Source organism: Pseudomonas sp. SLFW (assembly GCF_009905615.1).
Taxonomy (GTDB): Bacteria; Pseudomonadota; Gammaproteobacteria; order Pseudomonadales; family Pseudomonadaceae; genus Aquipseudomonas; species Aquipseudomonas bambusae.
The window spans coordinates 220,313-239,113 of sequence record NZ_JAAAKW010000002.1 but is presented as its reverse complement, the minus strand read 5'-3'; the positions used below and the strand labels follow the sequence as shown (position 1 = coordinate 239,113).

The 18,801-nt window shown below is 60.1% G+C and carries 16 protein-coding genes; 6 read left to right on the top strand and 10 right to left on the bottom strand.

Features of this window, described 5'->3' with window-relative positions:
• Positions 1-49: 49 nt before the first annotated feature.
• From pstB to GVN17_RS04385, 5 genes are all read right to left on the bottom strand, one after another.
• Positions 50-883 (bottom strand): phosphate ABC transporter ATP-binding protein PstB, encoded by an 834-nt coding sequence (gene pstB, locus GVN17_RS04405; protein WP_166594018.1) that lies wholly within the window; start codon positions 881-883, stop codon positions 50-52.
• 103 nt (positions 884-986) lie between these two features.
• A complete protein-coding gene (gene pstA / locus GVN17_RS04400) occupies positions 987-2,657 on the bottom strand; it encodes a phosphate ABC transporter permease PstA (protein ID WP_166594017.1) in 1,671 nt (556 codons plus the stop codon).
• Positions 2,658-2,670: 13 nt separating this feature from the next.
• Positions 2,671-4,956: an ABC transporter permease subunit gene (locus GVN17_RS04395; RefSeq protein ID WP_166594016.1), complete on the bottom strand. Its 2,286-nt coding sequence runs from the start codon at positions 4,954-4,956 to the stop codon at positions 2,671-2,673.
• Between the two features lie 194 nt (positions 4,957-5,150).
• Positions 5,151-6,122, bottom strand: coding sequence for a phosphate ABC transporter substrate-binding protein PstS family protein (locus tag GVN17_RS04390; protein ID WP_166594015.1), 972 nt, complete (start codon positions 6,120-6,122; stop codon positions 5,151-5,153).
• A gap of 157 nt (positions 6,123-6,279) precedes the next feature.
• Positions 6,280-7,572 (bottom strand): MFS transporter, encoded by a 1,293-nt coding sequence (locus GVN17_RS04385; protein ID WP_166594014.1) that lies wholly within the window; start codon positions 7,570-7,572, stop codon positions 6,280-6,282.
• A 378-nt stretch (positions 7,573-7,950) separates the two neighbouring features.
• On the opposite strand from GVN17_RS04385, the gene GVN17_RS04380 reads away from it, so the two are divergent.
• Both GVN17_RS04380 and GVN17_RS04375 read left to right on the top strand, forming a co-directional pair.
• A complete protein-coding gene (locus tag GVN17_RS04380) occupies positions 7,951-8,352 on the top strand; it encodes an acyl-CoA thioesterase (RefSeq protein ID WP_108236231.1) in 402 nt (133 codons plus the stop codon).
• A 98-nt stretch (positions 8,353-8,450) separates the two neighbouring features.
• Entirely contained in the window at positions 8,451-9,362 is a 912-nt protein-coding gene (locus GVN17_RS04375) for a D-hexose-6-phosphate mutarotase (RefSeq protein ID WP_166594013.1), read from the top strand.
• A gap of 166 nt (positions 9,363-9,528) precedes the next feature.
• Here the strand turns inward: GVN17_RS04375 and GVN17_RS04370 are convergent, their stop codons facing one another.
• The 4 genes from GVN17_RS04370 to purE form a co-directional block, all read right to left on the bottom strand.
• Positions 9,529-10,065: a DUF3299 domain-containing protein gene (locus tag GVN17_RS04370; RefSeq protein ID WP_166594012.1), complete on the bottom strand. Its 537-nt coding sequence runs from the start codon at positions 10,063-10,065 to the stop codon at positions 9,529-9,531.
• Between the two features lie 80 nt (positions 10,066-10,145).
• Positions 10,146-10,391: a GlsB/YeaQ/YmgE family stress response membrane protein gene (locus GVN17_RS04365; protein ID WP_166594011.1), complete on the bottom strand. Its 246-nt coding sequence runs from the start codon at positions 10,389-10,391 to the stop codon at positions 10,146-10,148.
• 261 nt (positions 10,392-10,652) lie between these two features.
• The gene (locus GVN17_RS04360; RefSeq protein WP_166594010.1) at positions 10,653-11,735 is read right to left on the bottom strand and encodes a 5-(carboxyamino)imidazole ribonucleotide synthase; all 1,083 of its coding nucleotides are present in this window, start codon (positions 11,733-11,735) and stop codon (positions 10,653-10,655) included.
• Between the two features lie 7 nt (positions 11,736-11,742).
• The gene (gene purE / locus GVN17_RS04355; protein WP_166594009.1) at positions 11,743-12,234 is read right to left on the bottom strand and encodes a 5-(carboxyamino)imidazole ribonucleotide mutase; all 492 of its coding nucleotides are present in this window, start codon (positions 12,232-12,234) and stop codon (positions 11,743-11,745) included.
• 310 nt (positions 12,235-12,544) lie between these two features.
• On the opposite strand from purE, the gene GVN17_RS04350 reads away from it, so the two are divergent.
• Positions 12,545-13,192, top strand: a complete 648-nt coding sequence (locus GVN17_RS04350) for a hypothetical protein (protein WP_166594008.1) — start codon at positions 12,545-12,547, stop codon at positions 13,190-13,192.
• 24 nt (positions 13,193-13,216) lie between these two features.
• On the opposite strand, the gene GVN17_RS04345 is transcribed toward GVN17_RS04350, so the two are convergent.
• Positions 13,217-14,134, bottom strand: a complete 918-nt coding sequence (locus tag GVN17_RS04345) for a LysR substrate-binding domain-containing protein (protein WP_166594007.1) — start codon at positions 14,132-14,134, stop codon at positions 13,217-13,219.
• Positions 14,135-14,465: 331 nt separating this feature from the next.
• Between GVN17_RS04345 and GVN17_RS04340 the strand changes: the two genes are divergently transcribed.
• The 3 genes from GVN17_RS04340 (at position 14,466) to GVN17_RS04330 (ending at position 18,690) form a co-directional block, all read left to right on the top strand.
• Positions 14,466-15,890, top strand: coding sequence for an aspartate ammonia-lyase (locus tag GVN17_RS04340; RefSeq protein WP_166594006.1), 1,425 nt, complete (start codon positions 14,466-14,468; stop codon positions 15,888-15,890).
• A gap of 311 nt (positions 15,891-16,201) precedes the next feature.
• Complete coding sequence (locus GVN17_RS04335) at positions 16,202-17,656, top strand: sodium:alanine symporter family protein (protein WP_166594005.1); 1,455 nt, start codon at positions 16,202-16,204, stop codon at positions 17,654-17,656.
• A gap of 29 nt (positions 17,657-17,685) precedes the next feature.
• Complete coding sequence (locus tag GVN17_RS04330) at positions 17,686-18,690, top strand: asparaginase (protein ID WP_166594004.1); 1,005 nt, start codon at positions 17,686-17,688, stop codon at positions 18,688-18,690.
• Positions 18,691-18,801 lie beyond the last annotated feature (111 nt).

The window sequence follows — 18,801 nt, the reverse complement described above, 5'->3', positions numbered from 1 at the left end:
GTGTCCGTCCGATTGATTGCGCGGTGGTTCAGGGCTGACGAAACACGTGCTAGCCGTAACGACCGGTTATGTAGTCTTCAGTCTGCTTTTTGGTCGGATTGGTGAACAACGTATCGGTGTCCCCAAACTCGACCACCTTGCCCATGTGCATAAAAGCGGTGTAATCCGATACACGCGCCGCCTGCTGCATGTTGTGGGTAACGATCACAATGGTGTATTTGGATTTCAGTTCGTAGATCAGCTCTTCGACTTTTAACGTCGAAATCGGGTCGAGCGCAGAGCACGGCTCATCCAGCAGCAGCACTTCAGGTTCGACGGCGATAGTGCGGGCGATCACCAGACGTTGCTGCTGACCACCGGAAAGCCCGAGCGCCGACTCGTGCAGGCGGTCTTTGACCTCATCCCACAGCGCCGCGCCACGCAGTGCCCACTCGACCGCCTCGTCGAGCGTGCGCTTTTTGTTGATGCCCTGAATCCGCAAGCCATAGACCACGTTTTCATACACGGTCTTGGGGAACGGGTTCGGCTTCTGGAACACCATGCCCACGCGACGGCGCAGTTCGGCGACATCCTCACCCTTGGTGTAGATGTCGTGGCCGTACATCTTGATCTCGCCCTGCACCCGGCAGCCGTCCACCAGATCGTTCATGCGGTTGAACGTGCGCAACAAGGTCGATTTGCCACAGCCCGACGGGCCGATGAACGACGTCACCCGTTGCTTCGGGATGTTCATCTGAATGTCGAACAGCGCCTGCTTGTCACCGTAGAACAGGTTCAGGCCCGGCACTTCCAGCGCCACGTCTTCGCTGGCCATGTCCAGCCCCTGGCGCTTGCGCCCCAGAGCCGACATGTTCACGCCGTGTGTGTGTGGATCTTTCTGCATCTCTCTCTCACATCGTTTTTAGCGGCAGGCGTTAAGCCGTGAGCTACAAGTGGAGCAAACGGGGAGCGGCTTGTAGTTTGCCGCTTGAAGCTCGTCGCTGCGGTCATCCATCGAGGGCGCGGTACTTCTCGCGCAGCCGGTTTCGAATGGTCACTGCCGACAGGTTCAACAGCGCAATCACCAGCACCAGCAACAGCGCCGTGGCGTACACCAGCGGCCTTGCAGCTTCGACGTTGGGGCTCTGGAAGCCCACGTCATAAATATGAAAGCCCAGGTGCATGATCTTCTGATCGAGGTGCAAATACGGGTAGTTGCCGTCCACGGGCAGCGACGGCGCAAGCTTGACCACGCCCACCAGCATCAACGGCGCGACTTCACCCGCTGCGCGAGCGACAGCCAGAATCAGGCCGGTCATCATCGCCGGGCTTGCCATCGGGAGCACGATCTTCCACAGGGTTTCTGCCTTGGTCGCGCCGAGTGCCAGCGAGCCTTCGCGCAGGGTCAGCGGGATGCGCGCCAGACCTTCCTCGGTCGCCACGATCACCACCGGCACCGCGAGCAGCGCGAGGGTCAACGACGCCCAAAGCAGACCCGGCGTGCCAAAGGTCGGCGTAGGCAGCGCTTCGGGGAAGAACAGCCGATCCAGCGAACCGCCCAGCACATAGACGAAGAAGCCCAGACCGAACACCCCATACACAATGGCCGGGACCCCGGCCAGGTTGTTCACGGCGATGCGGATCAGCCGCGTCACCAGCCCCTGACGGGCGTATTCACGCAGGTAGACCGCCGCCAGCACGCCGAACGGGGTCACGATCACCGCCATGATCAGGGTCATCATTACGGTGCCGAAGATCGCCGGGAAAATCCCGCCCTCGGTGTTGGCTTCGCGCGGGTCGTCGCTGAGGAATTCCCACAGCTTCTGGAAGTAGAAGCCCAACTTGGTCGCGACGCTCATGGCATTGGGCTGATACGCATGCACAACCTTGCCAAGGCTGATTTCCACTTCTTTGCCGTTGGCGTCACGGGCGGTCAGGCTGTCGCGCGCAAAATCAGCATGCAAGGCAGAGAGGCGCGACTCGATATCCTTGTAACGCGCGTCGTACTCGGCGCGCTCGGTCGCCATGTCGGCCTGGGCCTCGGCGTCCAGTTGGCCGTTAAGCTCCAGCTTGCGAGCCTGAAGGCGCAGGCGTTCGATGCCGTGGTTGATCGCGCCGATGTCGGTCTTTTCCAGACTGTCCAATTCATCGGAGATTGTTTGCGCCCGCTCGATGCGTTCGCGCAACTGTGGCCACGCGGCCTCGCCCTCGGCAATGACCTTGCCGTTTTCTTTGACGTTGACCAGATAGCCGTAAAAATTGCCCCACTCCCGACGCTCGATCGTCATCAGCTCGGCGGGTCTTTTCTGGTCCTTCAGCCACTCACCGATGACCCAGCTGAAATCGCTGGGGTTGAGGTCGCGGTTTCCGACCTTGAACAGGTCGCGGGTCATGAACTCCGGCCCTTGATCCGGCACCGGCAATCCGGTCGCCTTGAGGCGGGCACGTGGGACTTGCTCGGACTGCACCAGCTCGCCGACCAGCACGTGTTTTTCCTGACCGGGAACGTCGTATTGGGCGGAAATCACGTCCGCTGGCCAGAAATGCCCCAGCCCACGCACGGCAATCACCGCCAACAAGCCGATGGTCATGATCACGGCAATCGACACGGCACCCGCGCTGATCCAAACGCCGGGGGCGCCGCTGTTGAACCAGCTCTTGAGGGCGGTCTTTTTCATCTGAATACCTGCCCTAGAGAGATGAATACTGCTTGCGCAGGCGCTGACGAATCAGCTCTGCCAAGGTGTTCATGATGAAAGTGAAGACCAGAAGCACCAGCGCCGCGAGGAACAACACACGGTAGTGGCTGCCGCCCACCTCGGATTCCGGCATCTCGACCGCAACGTTGGCCGCGAGCGTACGCATGCCTTCGAACAGGTTCATGTCCATGATTGGCGTGTTGCCCGTGGCCATCAACACGATCATGGTTTCGCCCACCGCGCGGCCCATGCCGATCATCAGCGCCGAGAATATTCCGGGACTGGCCGTGAGCAACACCACGCGCATCAAGGTCTGCCAAGGCGTGGCGCCCAGCGCCAGGGAGCCGAGTGTCAGGCCGCGAGGCACGCTGAACACGGCGTCTTCGGCAATCGAATAAATGTTGGGGATCACGGCAAAACCCATCGCGATACCGACGACCAAGGCGTTGCGTTGATCATAGGTGATGCCCAGATCGTTGGTGATCCATGAACGCATGTCGCCCTCGAAGAACCAATTCTCCATGTGCGAACTCATGCCCAGCGAGAACCAGCCCACCAGCAGAATGACCGGAATCAGGACCGCGCTTTCCCAGCCGTCGGGCACGCGCAGGCGAATCGAATCAGGCAAGCGCGTCCACAGATAACCCGCCAGCAGAATGCCGATGGGGGTCAGAAGCAGCAGGCTGAAAATCCCCGGCAAGTGCCCTTCCAGGTACGGCGCCAGAAACAGCCCGGCGAAGAAGCCAAGGATGACGGTCGGCATGGCTTCCATCAGCTCGATGACCGGCTTGACCTTGCGGCGCATGCCAGGCGCCATGAAGTAGGCCGTATAAATCGCAGCGGCAATGGCCAGCGGCGCGGCCAGCAGCATCGCGTAGAACGCGGCCTTGAGCGTGCCGTAGGTGAGCGGGGCCAGGCTCAGCTTGGGTTCGAAGTCACTGTTCGAGGCCGTGGACTGCCAGATGTATTTGGGCTCGTCGTAGTTCTCGTACCAGACCTTGTCCCACAACGCGCTCCATGAGACCTCCGGGTGCGGGTTGTTCAGGGTCAAAGGCACCAGCTTGCCGTTGTCTTCGACGACGATGCGATCGGCGCGCGGCGACAGGGCCATGACCGACGGGCCGCTGGCGACCGGATCGACCAGTAACGTGCGATGGGCCGTGCTGTGGAACACGCCCAGCTTGCCGGAGGTGTCCATGGCAATGAAGCCTTTGCGGCGTTGCTCGGCGGTGATCTGCGAGATGGGTGCGCCGCTCATTTTGAAATCGCGGATATGCTGCAAGCGCATCTCGCCATCGACGTCGCGGGCCATGAACCATTGGGCGATGTTGCCGCGAGAACTGCCTATCATCAGAGAAATGCCGCCCACCAGCTGCGTGCTGGCGGTGGTTTCAGCGTTGGCGTCTTCCAGCAGCTTGTAGCGACCGTTGAGCGTGCGGTCTTGCAGATTGAACACGTCGGCCTGGGCGCGACCATTGATGACGTACAGCCATTGCTGACGCGGATCGACGTAAATCGCTTTCACCATGGCCGACAGTTGTGGCAGCGCAATGCGGTTCTGTTCGCGGGTGGTTTCGCCGGTCATCAGGTTTTCGGACTGGGTCAGCGACAGCACGTGCAGTTCCGCACCCGTCGCGCCCGCGAGAATCAGCGTGGTGTCGTTGGCGTTGAGGCTGACATGCTCAAGTGCACGCCCAGCGTCATCCAACACCAAGGGGGTTTCGCCGTAGGGCCACGTGATAGCCGGGGTGATGGTCTTTTTGTTGCCGGGGTAGCTGATCGGGTAGGCGTGCTTGAACACCAGCACCTGGCCATTGGACAAACCTACCGCCATCAGCGGCTTGCCGGGCTGATCCTGCGCCACCGACGTCACGTGGGCGCCAGCAGGGACCGGCAGCGCAACACGGGTGACCTCGCTGCCGTCGGCCATATTGAAGAACAGCGCTTCGCCCTTGTCCGAGACCCGCAGGCCGACCTGGTTCTGCTCTTCGAGGACGAGCACCAGCGGTTTGCCAGCGTCCTGCATCCAGGTGGGAGCCTGTACGGTCTGGGCGGTCAGCTTCGCGCCCTGAAACAGAGGGGCGACGACGTAGGCCAGATAAAAGAAGATCAGCGTGATTGCCGCAAGAACGGCGAGGCCACCCACCAACACGTACCAGCGCGTCAGTCGGTCCTTGAGCGCACGAATACGACGCTTGCGTTGCAGCTCCGGCGCATTGAAATCAATGCGCTCAGGCGGGGACTTCTCGGTCATTGATGAATTGGCCAAATCATTCATGCGCACACCCTAGCGGCAATGTATGACAGATACATGACAGCATAGTGACGCAAAAAAGCCCGTCGCCTCGGAACCGTGGCAACGGACTGTTCATGTTTCGCAAGCCTCGTTCCATAAGGCCCTTGGGTTCAGCGGCGGGACGAACCTGTCACCCCGCGCAGGGTTGTCTGGCAGCGCTTCGCACTGCCGCGTTCTTATAGCCCCAGATCAGCCAATGCTTTGCTGACAACCTTGGCTGGTAGAGGAATGTACCCGTCTTTCGTGACAACTTCCTGACCTTGTTTTGACAGGATCAGTTTGACGAACTCGGCCTCCAGCGGGTTGAGTGGCTTGTTCGGCGCCTTGTTCACGTAGACATAAAGGAACCGTGCCAGCGGATACGTGCCATTCAGCGCGTTGGCTTCGTTGTCTTCGATGAAGGCATCGCCCTCTTTCTTGGCCAGCGGCACGGTGCGCACGCTGGACGTTTTATAACCAATGCCCGAATAACCGATGCCGTTGAGCGAGCTGCTGATGGAGCTGACCACTGAGGCGGAGCCGGGCTGCTCGTTGACGTTGGGCTTGAAGTCGCCTTTGCACAGCGAGACTTCCTTGAAGTAGCCGTAAGTGCCCGAAACCGAATTGCGGCCAAACAGCTGGATCGACTTCCCCGCCAGATCCCCGGTCACACCTACGTCGCCCCAGGTTTTTGCGTCTGTCTTGACGCCGCACAGGCGTGTTGCCGAGAAGATAGCGTCCACTTGCTGCAAGGTCAGGCCCTTGATCGGGTTGTCCTTGTGCACGAACACCGCCAACGCATCCACCGCCACCGGAATCGCGGTCGGCTTGTAGCCGTATTTCTGCTCGAAAGCCGACATCTCCCCGTCCTTCATCTTGCGACTCATCGGGCCAATGGTTGCAGTGCCTTCGGTCAGTGCCGGAGGCGCCGTGGACGAGCCCGCCGCCTGAATCTGGATGTTCACCGTTGGGTATTCTTTCTTGTAAGCCTCGGCCCACATGGTCATCAGGTTGGCCAAGGTGTCCGAGCCAACGCTCGACAGATTGCCCGAGACGCCGGAGGTTTTGACGTAAGGTTTGATCGCCGGATCAACCGCAGCAACAGCGCTTGCGGTGGCAACGCTGGCTGCAACAAAGGTGAGTACAGTCATCAAACGCTTGAATGTCATGCCTGGCTCCTGGCGAGGTCAAAAGTCTGGCCGGGTGAATGATGGCCATGTGACTACTGTATGACCAAGTTGTGACAATTAAATGAAAGGCCGCCAGCCTTTTCAGGTGGCGGCCTCACATGGAGCCGATTAATTGCTACGGGCTATTTCTCACGAATCAGGCGCGTTTACTCTTCAGCAGATACACCCCAATCACCATGCCCAGCGCGCACAGAATCGCGACATACCAGGCGGGCCCCATCGGGTTGGCCTTGAGCATCAGAGTGACGACCATCGGGGTCAGGCCGCCGAAGATCGCGTAAGCCAGGTTGTAGGAGAACGACAGCCCAGAGAATCGGACGATAGGCGGGAAGGCTTTTACCATCACGAACGGCACGGCGCCGATGGTGCCGACGAACAGACCGGTGATGGCATACAGCGGATAGAGCCAATCCGGGGAAGCGCCAACGGTGTGATAGAAGGTCCACGAGCTGACCAGCAAACCCAATGAGCCGAGCAGGAAGACTAAGCCTGCACCAAAGCGGTCGGCCAGCGCGCCTGCGCCAATGCAGCCCAGACTCAACATCACGATCGCCAGGCTGTTGGCCTTGAGTGTGACCGCGGGTGCGAAGCCATAACTGGTCTGCAACAGAGTCGGGGTCATGAGAATAACCACCACGACACCCGCTGACAGCAGCCAGGTCAGGGCCATCGACAACACGACGGCACTGCGATGATCACGCAGAACGGCCTTGAGCGGCACTTCCTCGGCGAGTTGCTTGCGCAGTTGCAGCTCGGCGAACACCGGTGTCTCGTGCAGCCAACGGCGCAGGTACACCGACATCAGACCGAATACCCCGCCGAGCAGGAATGGAATACGCCAGGCGTAGTCCGAAACCTCGGCAGGTGTGTAGATGCTGTTGATCCAGGTGGCGACCAGCGAGCCGAGCAAAATGCCTGCGGTCAGACCCGAGGTGAGCGTGCCACAGGCGTAACCGACGTTACGTGCGGGAACGTGCTCGGAAACGAATACCCACGCACCCGGCACTTCGCCACCAATGGCGGCGCCTTGAATGACCCGCATCAGCAGCAACAAAAGCGGCGCCCAGATGCCAATCTGCGCATAGGTCGGCAGCAGGCCCATGATCAGGGTCGGCACCGCCATCAGGAAAATACTGAGGGTGAACATTTTCTTGCGGCCAAGCAGGTCGCCGAAATGCGCCATCACGATTCCGCCCAGCGGACGCGCCAGATAGCCCGCCGCGAAAATGCCAAACGTTTGCATCAAACGCAGCCATTCCGGCATGTCCACGGGGAAAAACAGCTTGCCCACCACGGCGGCGAAGAACACGAAGATGATGAAATCGTAAAATTCCAGCGCGCCACCCAAGGCAGAAAGCGACAGGGTTTTGTAATCGTTGCGGGTCAGCGGACGCGAAGATTGCGCGGCACTTGAAGACACAGAGGACATGACAATGGCTTCTCTTTTGAGACTCTTTTGGGACGAGTGATCGGTAGCAAGGCAGCCATGGGTAGCGGCTGTGCACGCGATTTATCGACTCGACACGTTAATCGGGCATCAAAATTGCGTGCCAATTTTGGCGGAGTGGGCCAAATCGGTTCGGCACGATAGCAAATTGCGCGTCGCTGCACATGGATTGCAACGAGCGTCGGGCAAAATGGAAACCCGGCGGTCGTTTCGTCGGACCTTGACCGATATACTGCCCGGCCGTGACTCAACCGGTCTTTCGGGGAATTTGTGCGAAACCATTTACCCAAGTCGTTTTCGCAGAACTTCCCCCTTTAAACGTAGTGAAGACTGAGCGTGATGGGTCAGAGGGACCCCTTGATGAATGAGTTAGAGCAAGAAGATCCAATCCCGCAGGGCGATCTCGCCTTGCAAATCACCGCCTTGCCGCGCGAAACCAACGGTTTCGGCGATATCTATGGCGGGTGGCTGGTCGCACAAATGGACTTGGCCGGCACAGCAATGGCCAGCAAAGTCGCGGGCGGACGTGTCGCCACCGTCGCGATCGACCGTATGGCGTTTTTGGTCCCTGTGGCCGTAGGCGCGCAGCTGTCCTTTTATACCCAGACGCTGGAAATCGGCCGCAGCTCGATTCAGATGATGGTCGAAGTCTGGAGCGACGATCCGCTGTCCAGCGAATGGCGCAAGGTGACTGAGGCTGTCTTTGTGTTCGTTGCCATCGACGGCAGTGGGCGCACCCGGTCGGTTCCAGCCCGGCGCTGAACATCGGGTCAGCGCCTCATTGCACTTGGCAGCGCGCAGTAAACTCATCAAGCTTGGCACAGTCTGATTCAGTCACTGTCCTTTGAGTGAGTACCCGTATGCCTACGCCAGAAGTCGAATCCATCCAGCTCGGTGAGCTGAACTGCTGGCGCATTCGCCACGGTCAGGCCGAACTGGTGGTCGCCCAGCAGGGCGCGCACGTCGTCAGCTATCAGATCGACGGCGATGAGCCCCTGATCTGGTCCAACCCCGGTGCGGTTTTCAAACACGGAAAAGCGATTCGCGGCGGCATGCCCGTGTGCTGGCCGTGGTTCGGCAATTTCCAGCGCAACCCGCAAAGCGTGCAGGACATGCGCCAGAGCAGCGAACCGGCGAACGCCCACGGCGAAGTTCGGGCCATCGACTGGGAGTTGATGGGCATGGGCGAAGACGGCGACGCGCTGATCGTCGAGTTCATTCAACCCAAGGCCGAAGGGCATTTACCGGGCTGGCCGCACACGGTAGGCGTGAAGCTGCAGATCCGCATGGACGCTGCGCTGAACGTCAGTCTTGCCAGCTTCAACGCGGGCCCTGAAACCGTCAGCCTGAGCCAGGCACTGCACAGCTATTTCGCAGTGAGCGACGTGCACCAAGTGAGCATCGAAGGCCTCGACGGCGTGAAATACCTGAACACGCTGGAAAGTTGGGAGACGCTGAACGTGCAGGCCGATGACATTACGTTCAGCGGCGAGACGGACCGTATCTATCAGGACACACCGGACTTGGTTTCCATCGTCGACCCTGGCTGGAAGCGTCGGATTCAAATCCAGACGCAGGGCTCGAAATCCTCCGTGGTCTGGAACCCGTGGATCGAGAAGACCAAGACGTTCAGTGACATGCAAGCCGACGGCTGGAAGAGCATGGTGTGTGTCGAGACTGCGAACGTCATGACCGACATCGTGACGCTCGCGCCGGGTGAGATGCATGTCATGGGCGTCAGCATCTGGGCTGAGCCTTTGGGCGAAGAATAATCAAACGCTGATCTTGCCCTGTGGGAGCGAATTCATTCGCGATGGGATCTTACAGTCGACACATTGTTGTGAATGTGCCGGCCTATCGCGAATGAATTCGCTCCCACAGGTGATTTCAGGCATTACGCAACATTCGCAGCGTGATCGATGCAGAGGGCGGATCAGCTTACAAATCCGCCTCAGTCACCACTCGCACTTTCCCTGCATCCAGCGCATAAGCCGCGTCGGCCAAGTCATTGCTGACCTTCTCGATCTTCAACGTGCCAATGACCCATAGCGGTGTGTAGATATCATCGATCTTCAGCCCTTTGGGATAACGCACGAGCACCAATTGATTAGGCGGGGGTGGCGGCACGTGAATGCACGCGCCTGGGTACGGCACCAGGAAAAACAGCGTGGCGTGACCCTTGGCGTCTGTTTCCAGCGGGACCGGATAACCGCCCAGACGAATGTGCTTGCCGTCCATGGCCGCGACGGTCTTGGTCGAATACATCACGGCAGGCAAGCCCTTGCTCTGCTTCAAACCACCCTTGCTGTCGAACGTCCCCTGGGCTTCCGGGGAGTTGTGATCGATTTCGGGCATGGCTTCGAGGGCTTTCTGATCCGACTTGGGCATGAGCTCAAGCCAGTCGGTTTCAGGAATGTCGGCGGCGCGTGCCAGTCCACAGACCAGCAGCAGGGAGATGAAAAGAAGACGACGCATTGAGGTGCTCGGCAGGAAGAAGTGGATGCCGCGCATTCTAGCCCTCTACGCGGCAATAGCGCAGAGGGCCAGACTCACATTCATTTCTTTTTGATCAAGCCGTAGATCACCAGCAGAACAATCGCGCCTACCAGTGCACCGAGGAAACCTGCGCCTTGGCCTGCTTGATAGATGCCCAGCGCCTGACCACCGTAGGTCGCCACCAGCGAGCCGGCGATGCCCAGAATAATGGTCATGATCCAGCCCATGCTGTCGTCGCCTGGCTTCAGAAAGCGAGCCAACAGACCCACGATCAGGCCGATGAAGATGGTTCCGATGATTCCCATGCCATTTCCCTCTGTTTGAATGAATATGCCCAAGCCTAGTCGGCAATTGGCAACACGCTATGAGAGGGGTGTGGGGGATGAATGGTTCAACTGGAATGGCGCGAACCTGTAGGAGCGTGGCTTGTCCCGCGATCGGCGACGGAGTCGTCGTAGAATCCTACGACCTCGGCGCGTCAGAAATACCGCGCCCACCCGTTTTGCGACTGCTACGCAGCCGTTCGCGGGACAAGCCACGCTCCTACAAAGGTGTACTGCAAATGATCAGTTTTTGATCAGCGCTTCGACCCGCTTTACTTGGCGATCCAGCGTTGCGCGGTCATGGCTTCGAACAGTCGCATGCCCGACCTTGCGCCCAGTTTTGAACGCCTTGCCGTAGTGATGCAAATGGCAGTCGTCGATGGCGATGACCTTTTCCACGGCAGGCACTTCACCGATGAAGTTGAGCATCGCGCTCTCCCCCACTTTCGCAGTCGAACCCAGCGGCAGGCCAGCGACGGCACGCAGGTGGTTTTCGAACTGGCTGCACTCGGCGCCTTCGGTGGTCCAGTGGCCGGAATTGTGAACGCGTGGCGCAATTTCGTTGGCTTTCAGGCCGCCATCGACTTCGAAGAACTCGAACGCCAGCACACCGACGTAGTCGAGCTGCTTGAGGACGCGACCGGCGTAATCCTCGGCCAGCGCCTGCAACGGGTGATCGGTGCTGGCGATGGACAGGCGCAAAATGCCGCTGTCGTGGGTGTTGTGCACCAGCGGGTAGAAGCGGGTTTCGCCATCGCGGGCGCGCACGGCAATCAGCGACACTTCACCCGTGAACGGCACGAAACCTTCCAGCAGGCACGGTACGCTGCCCAGCTCGGCAAACGTCCCGACCACGTCTTCGGGTTTGCGCAGGACTTTCTGGCCCTTGCCGTCGTAACCCAACGTGCGGGTTTTCAGCACCGCAGGCAGGCCGATGCTGGCGACGGCAGCGTCGAGATCCGCCTGGGACTGGATGTCGGCGAACGCAGGCGTCGGAATGCCCAGGTCCTTGAACATGCTCTTCTCGAACCAACGGTCGCGGGCGATACGCAAGGCTTCGGCGCTCGGGTAGACCGGCACGAACTGCGAGAGGAACGCCACGGTTTCAGCAGGTACGCTTTCGAATTCGAAGGTCACCAGGTCCACTTCATCTGCCAGCTGACGCAGGTGGTCCTGATCGCCGTAATCGGCACGCAGGTGCTCGCCCAGTGCAGCAGCGCATGCGTCTGGCGCAGGGTCCAGAAAGGCGAAGTTCATACCCAGCGGGGTGCCCGCCAGTGCCAACATGCGACCCAGCTGGCCGCCACCGATTACGCCGATCTTCATGAAAACCTCAGGCCTCGCGTGGGTCTGGATTGTCCAGAACGCTGTCTGTCTGCTCAGTGCGGAATTTTTTCAGCACTGCGTGGAATTGCGGGTGTTTGGCGCCCAGGATGCTGGCGGACAACAGCGCGGCGTTGATCGCGCCCGCCTTGCCAATGGCCAGCGTCGCGACCGGAATGCCCGCCGGCATCTGCACGATGGAGAGCAACGAATCGACACCCGACAGCATCGACGATTGCACCGGCACGCCCAGCACAGGAAGGTGGGTCTTGGCGGCGCACATGCCCGGCAGGTGAGCAGCACCACCGGCACCGGCGATGATCACCTCGATGCCACGGCCTTCGGCCTCTTCAGCGTACTGGAACAGCAAATCCGGGGTGCGGTGAGCCGACACCACTTTGACTTCGTACGAAATGCCGAGCTTTTCCAGCATGTCGGCGGTGTGGCTAAGGGTGGACCAATCGGACTTGGAGCCCATGATCACGCCAACCAGTGCGCTCATCGTCGTGCCTCTTCATCGGGCGCCCGCAGGCGCGTCTAAAAACAACAAGCCACGCGGGAAAACCGGCGTGGCTTGTCGTACGAATTATGACCAGTGCAACCGGCCAAAGGCCGCGCAGTATACCGCAATGACAGTGGTTTAACAGATCAGCGGCGACCATCTGTCAACTGCCTCAAGTGCGCCCCTTTTTTGACAATAAAAAGCGAAAAATCCCTCCAGCCCACGCCCTGGCTCTGACTGACATCCTTAGCAGCTTCTGTTCAGCTGTGACTGCGCAACATCCATCCACTCTCAAGGACGAGAAAAGACCATGAACGTATTTATCGCAGCGCTGGCGATCGCCTTTCTTGGCGGCGCCATAACCACTTCAACCCTGGCGGCAGGCAACGACGCCACAGAGGCGAAAATGCCCATCGTGCTGACGCTCTTTCTGCATGATGAACTCAACGATCAGGACATCCGGAATCTGGACGCAAAATACCTGAGGTGGTTTACCGAAGACCTCGGCGCCATTACCGAACGAAACGTGCAGATTGTTCCCATACTGCGTAAACCCGGCTACACCGATTTTGACTATCGCCTGGGCGACGCAGACAAAGCGCTTTATGAATGGGACCAGCGCGTAATCGATTACGTGATTGACGAAAACAAACCCCGCGACAAGCGCCACAAATACCTATTGATCACCAAGGACAATCTGACGTTTTTCGTACAAGGCGTCGCAGGACTCGGCAAACGCTCGGCCATAGCGTCGATGACGGCCTATCGCACCCTTGCCCACGAAGTCGGGCATACGCTCGGCGCCACACACAGTGATGGCGAATTTCACGCCACTGCAGCCCCCGCGCCGTGCATCACTAACATGTTCGTGGAGGATGTTTTCTTCCTCAAGAATTGCTACCGCTACAGTGAGAAATCGGCGCAGGCGATTCGGAATTACCTGCAAGACATCCCCTGATCCGGGCATTACCGGCCGCCGGGTTCACTGATTCGATTCAGCAGCCCCGGCAGCCGTTTCCAGCTTGCGCCACAACAGCCGCACATTGGCCTTGCGCACCAAGGCGCAACGGTAGAGCCGAATCTCCAGTGGGACATGCCATCGCGGGCCGCCACAAATCACCAGTTCGCCGCGCTCCAGTTCCGGCGCAATAGAAAGACGTGGCACCCAGGCGATCCCCAATCCCTGTAACGCCATGCCTTTAAGGCTGTCGGCCATTGCCGTCTCGTAAACCGTGGTAAAGCGCACGGTGCGCTGGCGCAGCAACAGGTTCACCGAGCGCCCCAGAAAGGCCCCCGCGCTGTAGGCCAGTAACGGCACGCTCTGTTCGCCTTCCAGATCGAACAGCGGCTTGCCGTCCGCGTCCGCCGAGCAGACGGGCAGCATTTCCGTCACGCCCAGATGCAGGGACGGAAAGATCTCGGCGTCCATCTGCAACGCGGCGTCGGGGTCGTAGAACGCGAGCATCAGGTCGCAACCGCCCTCACGCAGGGCATGCACCGCGTCGCCGACGTTGGTGGCGACCAGGCGGGTCGCAATGTTCAGGCCTTCGTTACGCAACTGCGCGATCCAGCGCGGGAAGAAGCTCAGCGCCAGCGAGTGAGCGGCGGCGATTTGCATGACTTCGCCCTGCCCGCTTTCCAGATGATGCAGATGGCGCAGCACTTCGCCCAGTTGATCAACCACGGTGCGCGCTGTCACCAGAAACAGTTGGCCCGCCGCCGTCAGTTCAATGGGAGTACGCGAACGATTGACCAGCGTCAGACCCAAAGCGGCTTCCAGGCTGCGAATCCGCCGACTGAACGCCGGTTGCGTCACGAACCGACGCTCCGCCGCCTGGGAGAAACTCCGGGTGGCCGCCAGCGCGCTGAAGTCTTCCAGCCATTTGCTTTCCAGATTCATGGTGTTCTCCAGGGGCTCTCAGCCTTGGCGAGTCGGCTGCACGCCACGTAATTCGGTCGGCCCTATGTGGGAGTGAGCTTGCTCGCGATGGCGGCAGGCCAGATAACGAACTCGTCACGGGCAAACAGCAATCGCGAGCAAGCTCACTCCTACAGGACGGCAGACCATTCGGAATACCTCTTCACACGCTCATCACAATCCGAACGTCACATCGACATTATGCCGTTTGTGCATAGGCTAGCGCTTAACAGCATTGGTTCGCAATCGCCCGCAAGCCTAGTATTAAAGGCGTTCCGGCTTAGTCCGTGCCTCTCTTGAGACTTTCTCTATCATGTCCTCCGCTGCATCATTTCGCATCGAAAAAGACCTGCTTGGCGTTCTCGAAGTACCCGCTGAAGCGTATTACGGCATTCAGACCCTGCGCGCAGTGAACAACTTTCACCTCTCCGGCGTTCCCCTTTCGCACTACCCGAAACTGGTGGTCGGTCTGGCCATGGTCAAGCAAGCGGCCGCCGATGCGAACCATCAGTTGGGCCACTTGAGCAGCGAGAAGCACGCAGCGATCAGCGAGGCCTGCGCCCGCTTGATCCGTGGCGATTTCCACGAACAGTTCGTGGTCGACATGATTCAGGGTGGCGCCGGTACGTCCACCAACATGAACGCCAACGAAGTCATCGCCAACATCGCCCTTGAAGCGATGGGCCATGCCAAAGGCGAATACAAACACCTGCACCCGAACAACGACGTGAACATGGCGCAGTCGACCAACGATGCTTACCCGACGGCGATTCGCCTGGGTTTGCTGTTGGGCCACGACGCCCTGCTCGCCAGCCTCGACAGCCTGATTCAGGCCTTCGCCGCCAAGGGTCAGGAATTCAGCCACGTGCTGAAAATGGGCCGGACCCAGCTGCAGGACGCCGTTCCGATGACCCTTGGCCAGGAATTCCGCGCCTTCGCCACCACGCTGACCGAAGACCTCAACCGTCTGCGCAGCCTGGCGCCTGAGTTGCTGACCGAAGTGAACCTGGGCGGCACCGCTATCGGCACCGGCATCAACGCCGACCCGGGCTACCAGCATCTGGCAGTCGAGCGTCTGGCGATCATCAGCGGCCAGCCATTGGTGCCAGCCGCTGACCTGATCGAAGCCACCTCCGACATGGGCGCCTTCGTGCTGTTCTCCGGCATGCTCAAGCGCACCGCCGTCAAACTGTCGAAAATCTGCAACGACCTGCGCCTGCTGTCCAGCGGACCGCGCACCGGGATCAACGAAATCAACCTGCCAGCGCGTCAACCCGGCAGCTCGATCATGCCTGGCAAGGTCAACCCGGTGATCCCGGAGGCCGTGAACATGTGCGCCTTCGAAATCATGGGCAACGACCTGGCGCTGACCGTCGCGGCCGAAGGCGGCCAACTGCAACTGAACGTGATGGAGCCGCTGATCGCCTACAAGATCTTCGACTCGATCCGCCTGCTGCAACGCGCCATGGACATGCTGCGCGAGCATTGCATCGTCGGCATCACCGCCAACGAACAGCGCTGCCGCGAGCTGGTCGAGCACTCGATTGGCCTGGTCACCGCGCTGAACCCGTACATCGGTTACGAAAATGCCACCCGTATCGCCCGCGTCGCGCTGGAAACAGGCCGAGGCGTACTGGAACTGGTGCGCGAAGAAGGCCTGCTCGACGACACGATGCTCGCCGACATTTTGCGCCCCGAGAACATGATCGCTCCACGTTTGGTGCCATTGAAGGCCTGATCAAACCGCTCTCGCGTTATCTGCAACACGCTCACCAGGCTGAGGGCCTAGACACCCCTCACCCTTTTGAGGGCCGGAAGTAGACGCTTCCCGGCCCTTTTTTTTTGCCCGGAATCTTTGCGGAACGGGCTGATCTCAGACCCTAGTGCTCAAGGAACTGACTACCCAAAGAACACCACTGCTACAGAACGGTTCTCCCGGGACGCCCATCGGAAACCGACGAAACGGGATTAAAAAGCAGAAACGGTTTACAGACTCCAATAACGCGCACCGGTATAGTGCGCCCCCTCTAAAAAAGCGAGGAAACATCAATGCTTGAAGTCATCAACGACTTCCTCTCGGGAAAACTGCTGATCGTGCTCATTGTCGGGCTCGGTGGATATTTCACGATTCGCTCGCGCTTCGTCCAAATGCGTCATTTTTTCCACATGTTCGCGGTGTTTCGCGAAAGCCTGCGCAGCAGCTCCGGGCAACTGAGTTCGTTCCAGGCCCTGATGCTGAGCCTCGCGGGTCGCGTGGGCGCCGGTAACATCGCCGGTGTCGGCATCGCGGTCACCCTCGGCGGGCCGGGCGCGGTGTTCTGGATGTGGGTCACGGCATTGGTCGGTATGGCCAGCAGCTTCTTCGAATGTTCCCTCGGCCAGCTCTACAAGCGCTGCGACTCCGAAGGCCAATATCGCGGCGGCCCTTCTTTCTATATTCAGCACGGGCTGGGCAAGCGCTGGCTGGGCATGGTCATGGCGGTGCTGTTGCTGGTGACGTTCGGTTTCGCGTTCAACGGCCTGCAATCCCACGCCGTCACCCACTCGCTCAATAATGCGTTCGGCGTATCGCCAGGCTACGCCGGTATCGGTCTGGCCGTGCTGCTGGGTCTGGTGTTCATCGGCGGTATCAAACGCATCGCAGCGGTCGCTGACCTGTTGGTGCCGGTCAAGACGCTGGTCTACATCGCAGTCACCCTCTACGTGATCGGCGTGCAGTTCGAACACGTCCCACACATGCTGGCGACCATCGTCAAAAGCGCGTTCGGTGTAGACGAAGTGTTCGGCGGCCTGGTCGGCAGTGCCATCGTCATGGGTGTGAAACGCGGCGTGTTCGCCAACGAAGCCGGTCTGGGCAGCGCGCCAAACGTCGCTGCGGTCGCTGAGGTGCCACACCCGGTGGCGCAAGGCGTGGTTCAGGCGTTCAGCGTGTTCCTCGACACCTTCGTCATCTGCACCTGTACCGCTTTGTTGATTCTGCTCTCAGGCTTCTACACCCCCGGCTTCGAAGGCGACGGCATCGCACTGACGCAGAACTCGCTGGCGGCGGTCGTGGGCGACTGGGGCAAGCTGTTCATCAGCGTGGCACTGTCGCTGTTTGTCTTCACCTCGATTCTCTACAACTACTACCTGGGCGAGAACAGCCTGCGCTACCTACTCGGCGAGAGCCGCGAAGCGCTGATGGGCTACCGCGCACTCGTGCTGGCGTTGATCCTGTGGGGGGCTGTGGAAGACCTCGGCACCGTGTTCGCTTTTGCCGACATCACCATGACCCTGCTGGCGTTCGTGAACCTGATTGCATTGGCCATGCTGTTCAAGATCGGTTTGCGTATCCTGAACGACTACGATGCCCAGCGTAAGGCAGGCATCAAGACGCCGGTGTTCGACTCCAGCCAGTTCCCCGATCTGGACCTGGACCTGAAGGCCTGGCCAAAGCCGGTCGATGGGCAGCCTGCCGCCAAGCCTGCGACGGCCACCGGCAAACCGGCCATCGACACACCTTGACCCTCTGAAGTCTGTCCAGGGAGACACGCATGAATCGCGACAATCACGCACCGGCCAGCCACATCATGGTGCTGTACACCGGCGGCACCATCGGCATGCAGGCCAGCGAAAACGGTCTCGCACCAGCGTCCGGTTTCGAGGCGCGCATGGCCGAACAACTGGCGAGCCAGCCTGCGCTGGTGGTGCCGCAGTGGCAATTTCGCGAAATGTCTCCCTTGATCGACAGCGCCAACATGACGCCCGCCTATTGGCAGCGTCTGCGTGAGGCGGTCGTCGAGGCGGTTGAGGCTCAAGGCTGCGATGCCGTGCTGATCCTGCACGGTACCGACACCTTGGCCTACAGCGCAGCGGCCATGAGCTTTCAACTGTTGGGGCTGGACGCGCCTGTCGTGTTCACCGGGTCAATGCTGCCCGCAGGCGTGCCGGACAGCGATGCCTGGGAAAACGTCAACGGCGCATTGCAGGCGCTGGGCAAAGGATTGCCGTCCGGCGTGCACCTCTACTTCCATGGTGAACTGATGCAACCGACCCGCTGCGCGAAAATCCGCAGCTTCGGTCGCAACCCGTTCGCCGCGCTGAACCGTTCTCGCGGCGGACAGACCGTTGGCACCTTGCCCACGGCGCTGGCCTACCACCAGCCCAAGAAACTCGCCAACGTCGCCGTGCTGCCGCTGTTCCCCGGCATTGGCGCGGCACAACTCGACGGCCTGATCGACAGCGGCATTCAAGGTCTGATCCTGGAGTGCTTCGGCAGCGGCACCGGCCCCAGCGACAACCCGGCCTTCCTCGACAGCCTGCAACGCGCCCACCAACGCGACATCTGCGTGATCGCCATCACCCAATGTCACGAAGGCGGCGTCGAGCTGGATGTCTACGAAGCGGGCAGCCGCCTGCGCAGCGTTGGCGTCCTCTCCGGTGGCGGGATGACCCGCGAAGCCGCCTTCGGCAAACTCCACGCCCTGCTTGGCGCGGACTTGCCGGTGGAGGAAGTGCGGCGGTTGGTGGAGCTGGATGTGTGTGGGGAGTTGCGTTAAAGACGATTGCATCGCTTCTGTCTAAGACTGCTTCGCACCCGATCGCGAGCAAGCAACGCTCCCACGCCTCCGGCAGAAGCAGATCGTGGCGCGGTGAAGGCTTTTGATTCT

Coding starts and splice junctions, on each gene's coding strand:
- GVN17_RS04395 (WP_166594016.1), bottom strand. CDS start 4,956: ATGAATGATTTGGCCAATTCATCAATGACCGAGAAGTCCCCGCCTGAG.
- GVN17_RS04335 (WP_166594005.1), top strand. CDS start 16,202: ATGCTTGAAGTCATCAACGACTTCCTCTCGGGAAAACTGCTGATCGTG.
- GVN17_RS04370 (WP_166594012.1), bottom strand. CDS start 10,065: ATGCGTCGTCTTCTTTTCATCTCCCTGCTGCTGGTCTGTGGACTGGCA.
- GVN17_RS04360 (WP_166594010.1), bottom strand. CDS start 11,735: ATGAAGATCGGCGTAATCGGTGGCGGCCAGCTGGGTCGCATGTTGGCA.
- GVN17_RS04390 (WP_166594015.1), bottom strand. CDS start 6,122: ATGACATTCAAGCGTTTGATGACTGTACTCACCTTTGTTGCAGCCAGC.
- GVN17_RS04330 (WP_166594004.1), top strand. CDS start 17,686: ATGAATCGCGACAATCACGCACCGGCCAGCCACATCATGGTGCTGTAC.
- purE (WP_166594009.1), bottom strand. CDS start 12,234: ATGAGCGCACTGGTTGGCGTGATCATGGGCTCCAAGTCCGATTGGTCC.
- GVN17_RS04345 (WP_166594007.1), bottom strand. CDS start 14,134: ATGAATCTGGAAAGCAAATGGCTGGAAGACTTCAGCGCGCTGGCGGCC.
- pstA (WP_166594017.1), bottom strand. CDS start 2,657: ATGAAAAAGACCGCCCTCAAGAGCTGGTTCAACAGCGGCGCCCCCGGC.
- GVN17_RS04380 (WP_108236231.1), top strand. CDS start 7,951: ATGAATGAGTTAGAGCAAGAAGATCCAATCCCGCAGGGCGATCTCGCC.
- GVN17_RS04375 (WP_166594013.1), top strand. CDS start 8,451: ATGCCTACGCCAGAAGTCGAATCCATCCAGCTCGGTGAGCTGAACTGC.
- pstB (WP_166594018.1), bottom strand. CDS start 883: ATGCAGAAAGATCCACACACACACGGCGTGAACATGTCGGCTCTGGGG.
- GVN17_RS04365 (WP_166594011.1), bottom strand. CDS start 10,391: ATGGGAATCATCGGAACCATCTTCATCGGCCTGATCGTGGGTCTGTTG.
- GVN17_RS04340 (WP_166594006.1), top strand. CDS start 14,466: ATGTCCTCCGCTGCATCATTTCGCATCGAAAAAGACCTGCTTGGCGTT.
- GVN17_RS04350 (WP_166594008.1), top strand. CDS start 12,545: ATGAACGTATTTATCGCAGCGCTGGCGATCGCCTTTCTTGGCGGCGCC.
- GVN17_RS04385 (WP_166594014.1), bottom strand. CDS start 7,572: ATGTCCTCTGTGTCTTCAAGTGCCGCGCAATCTTCGCGTCCGCTGACC.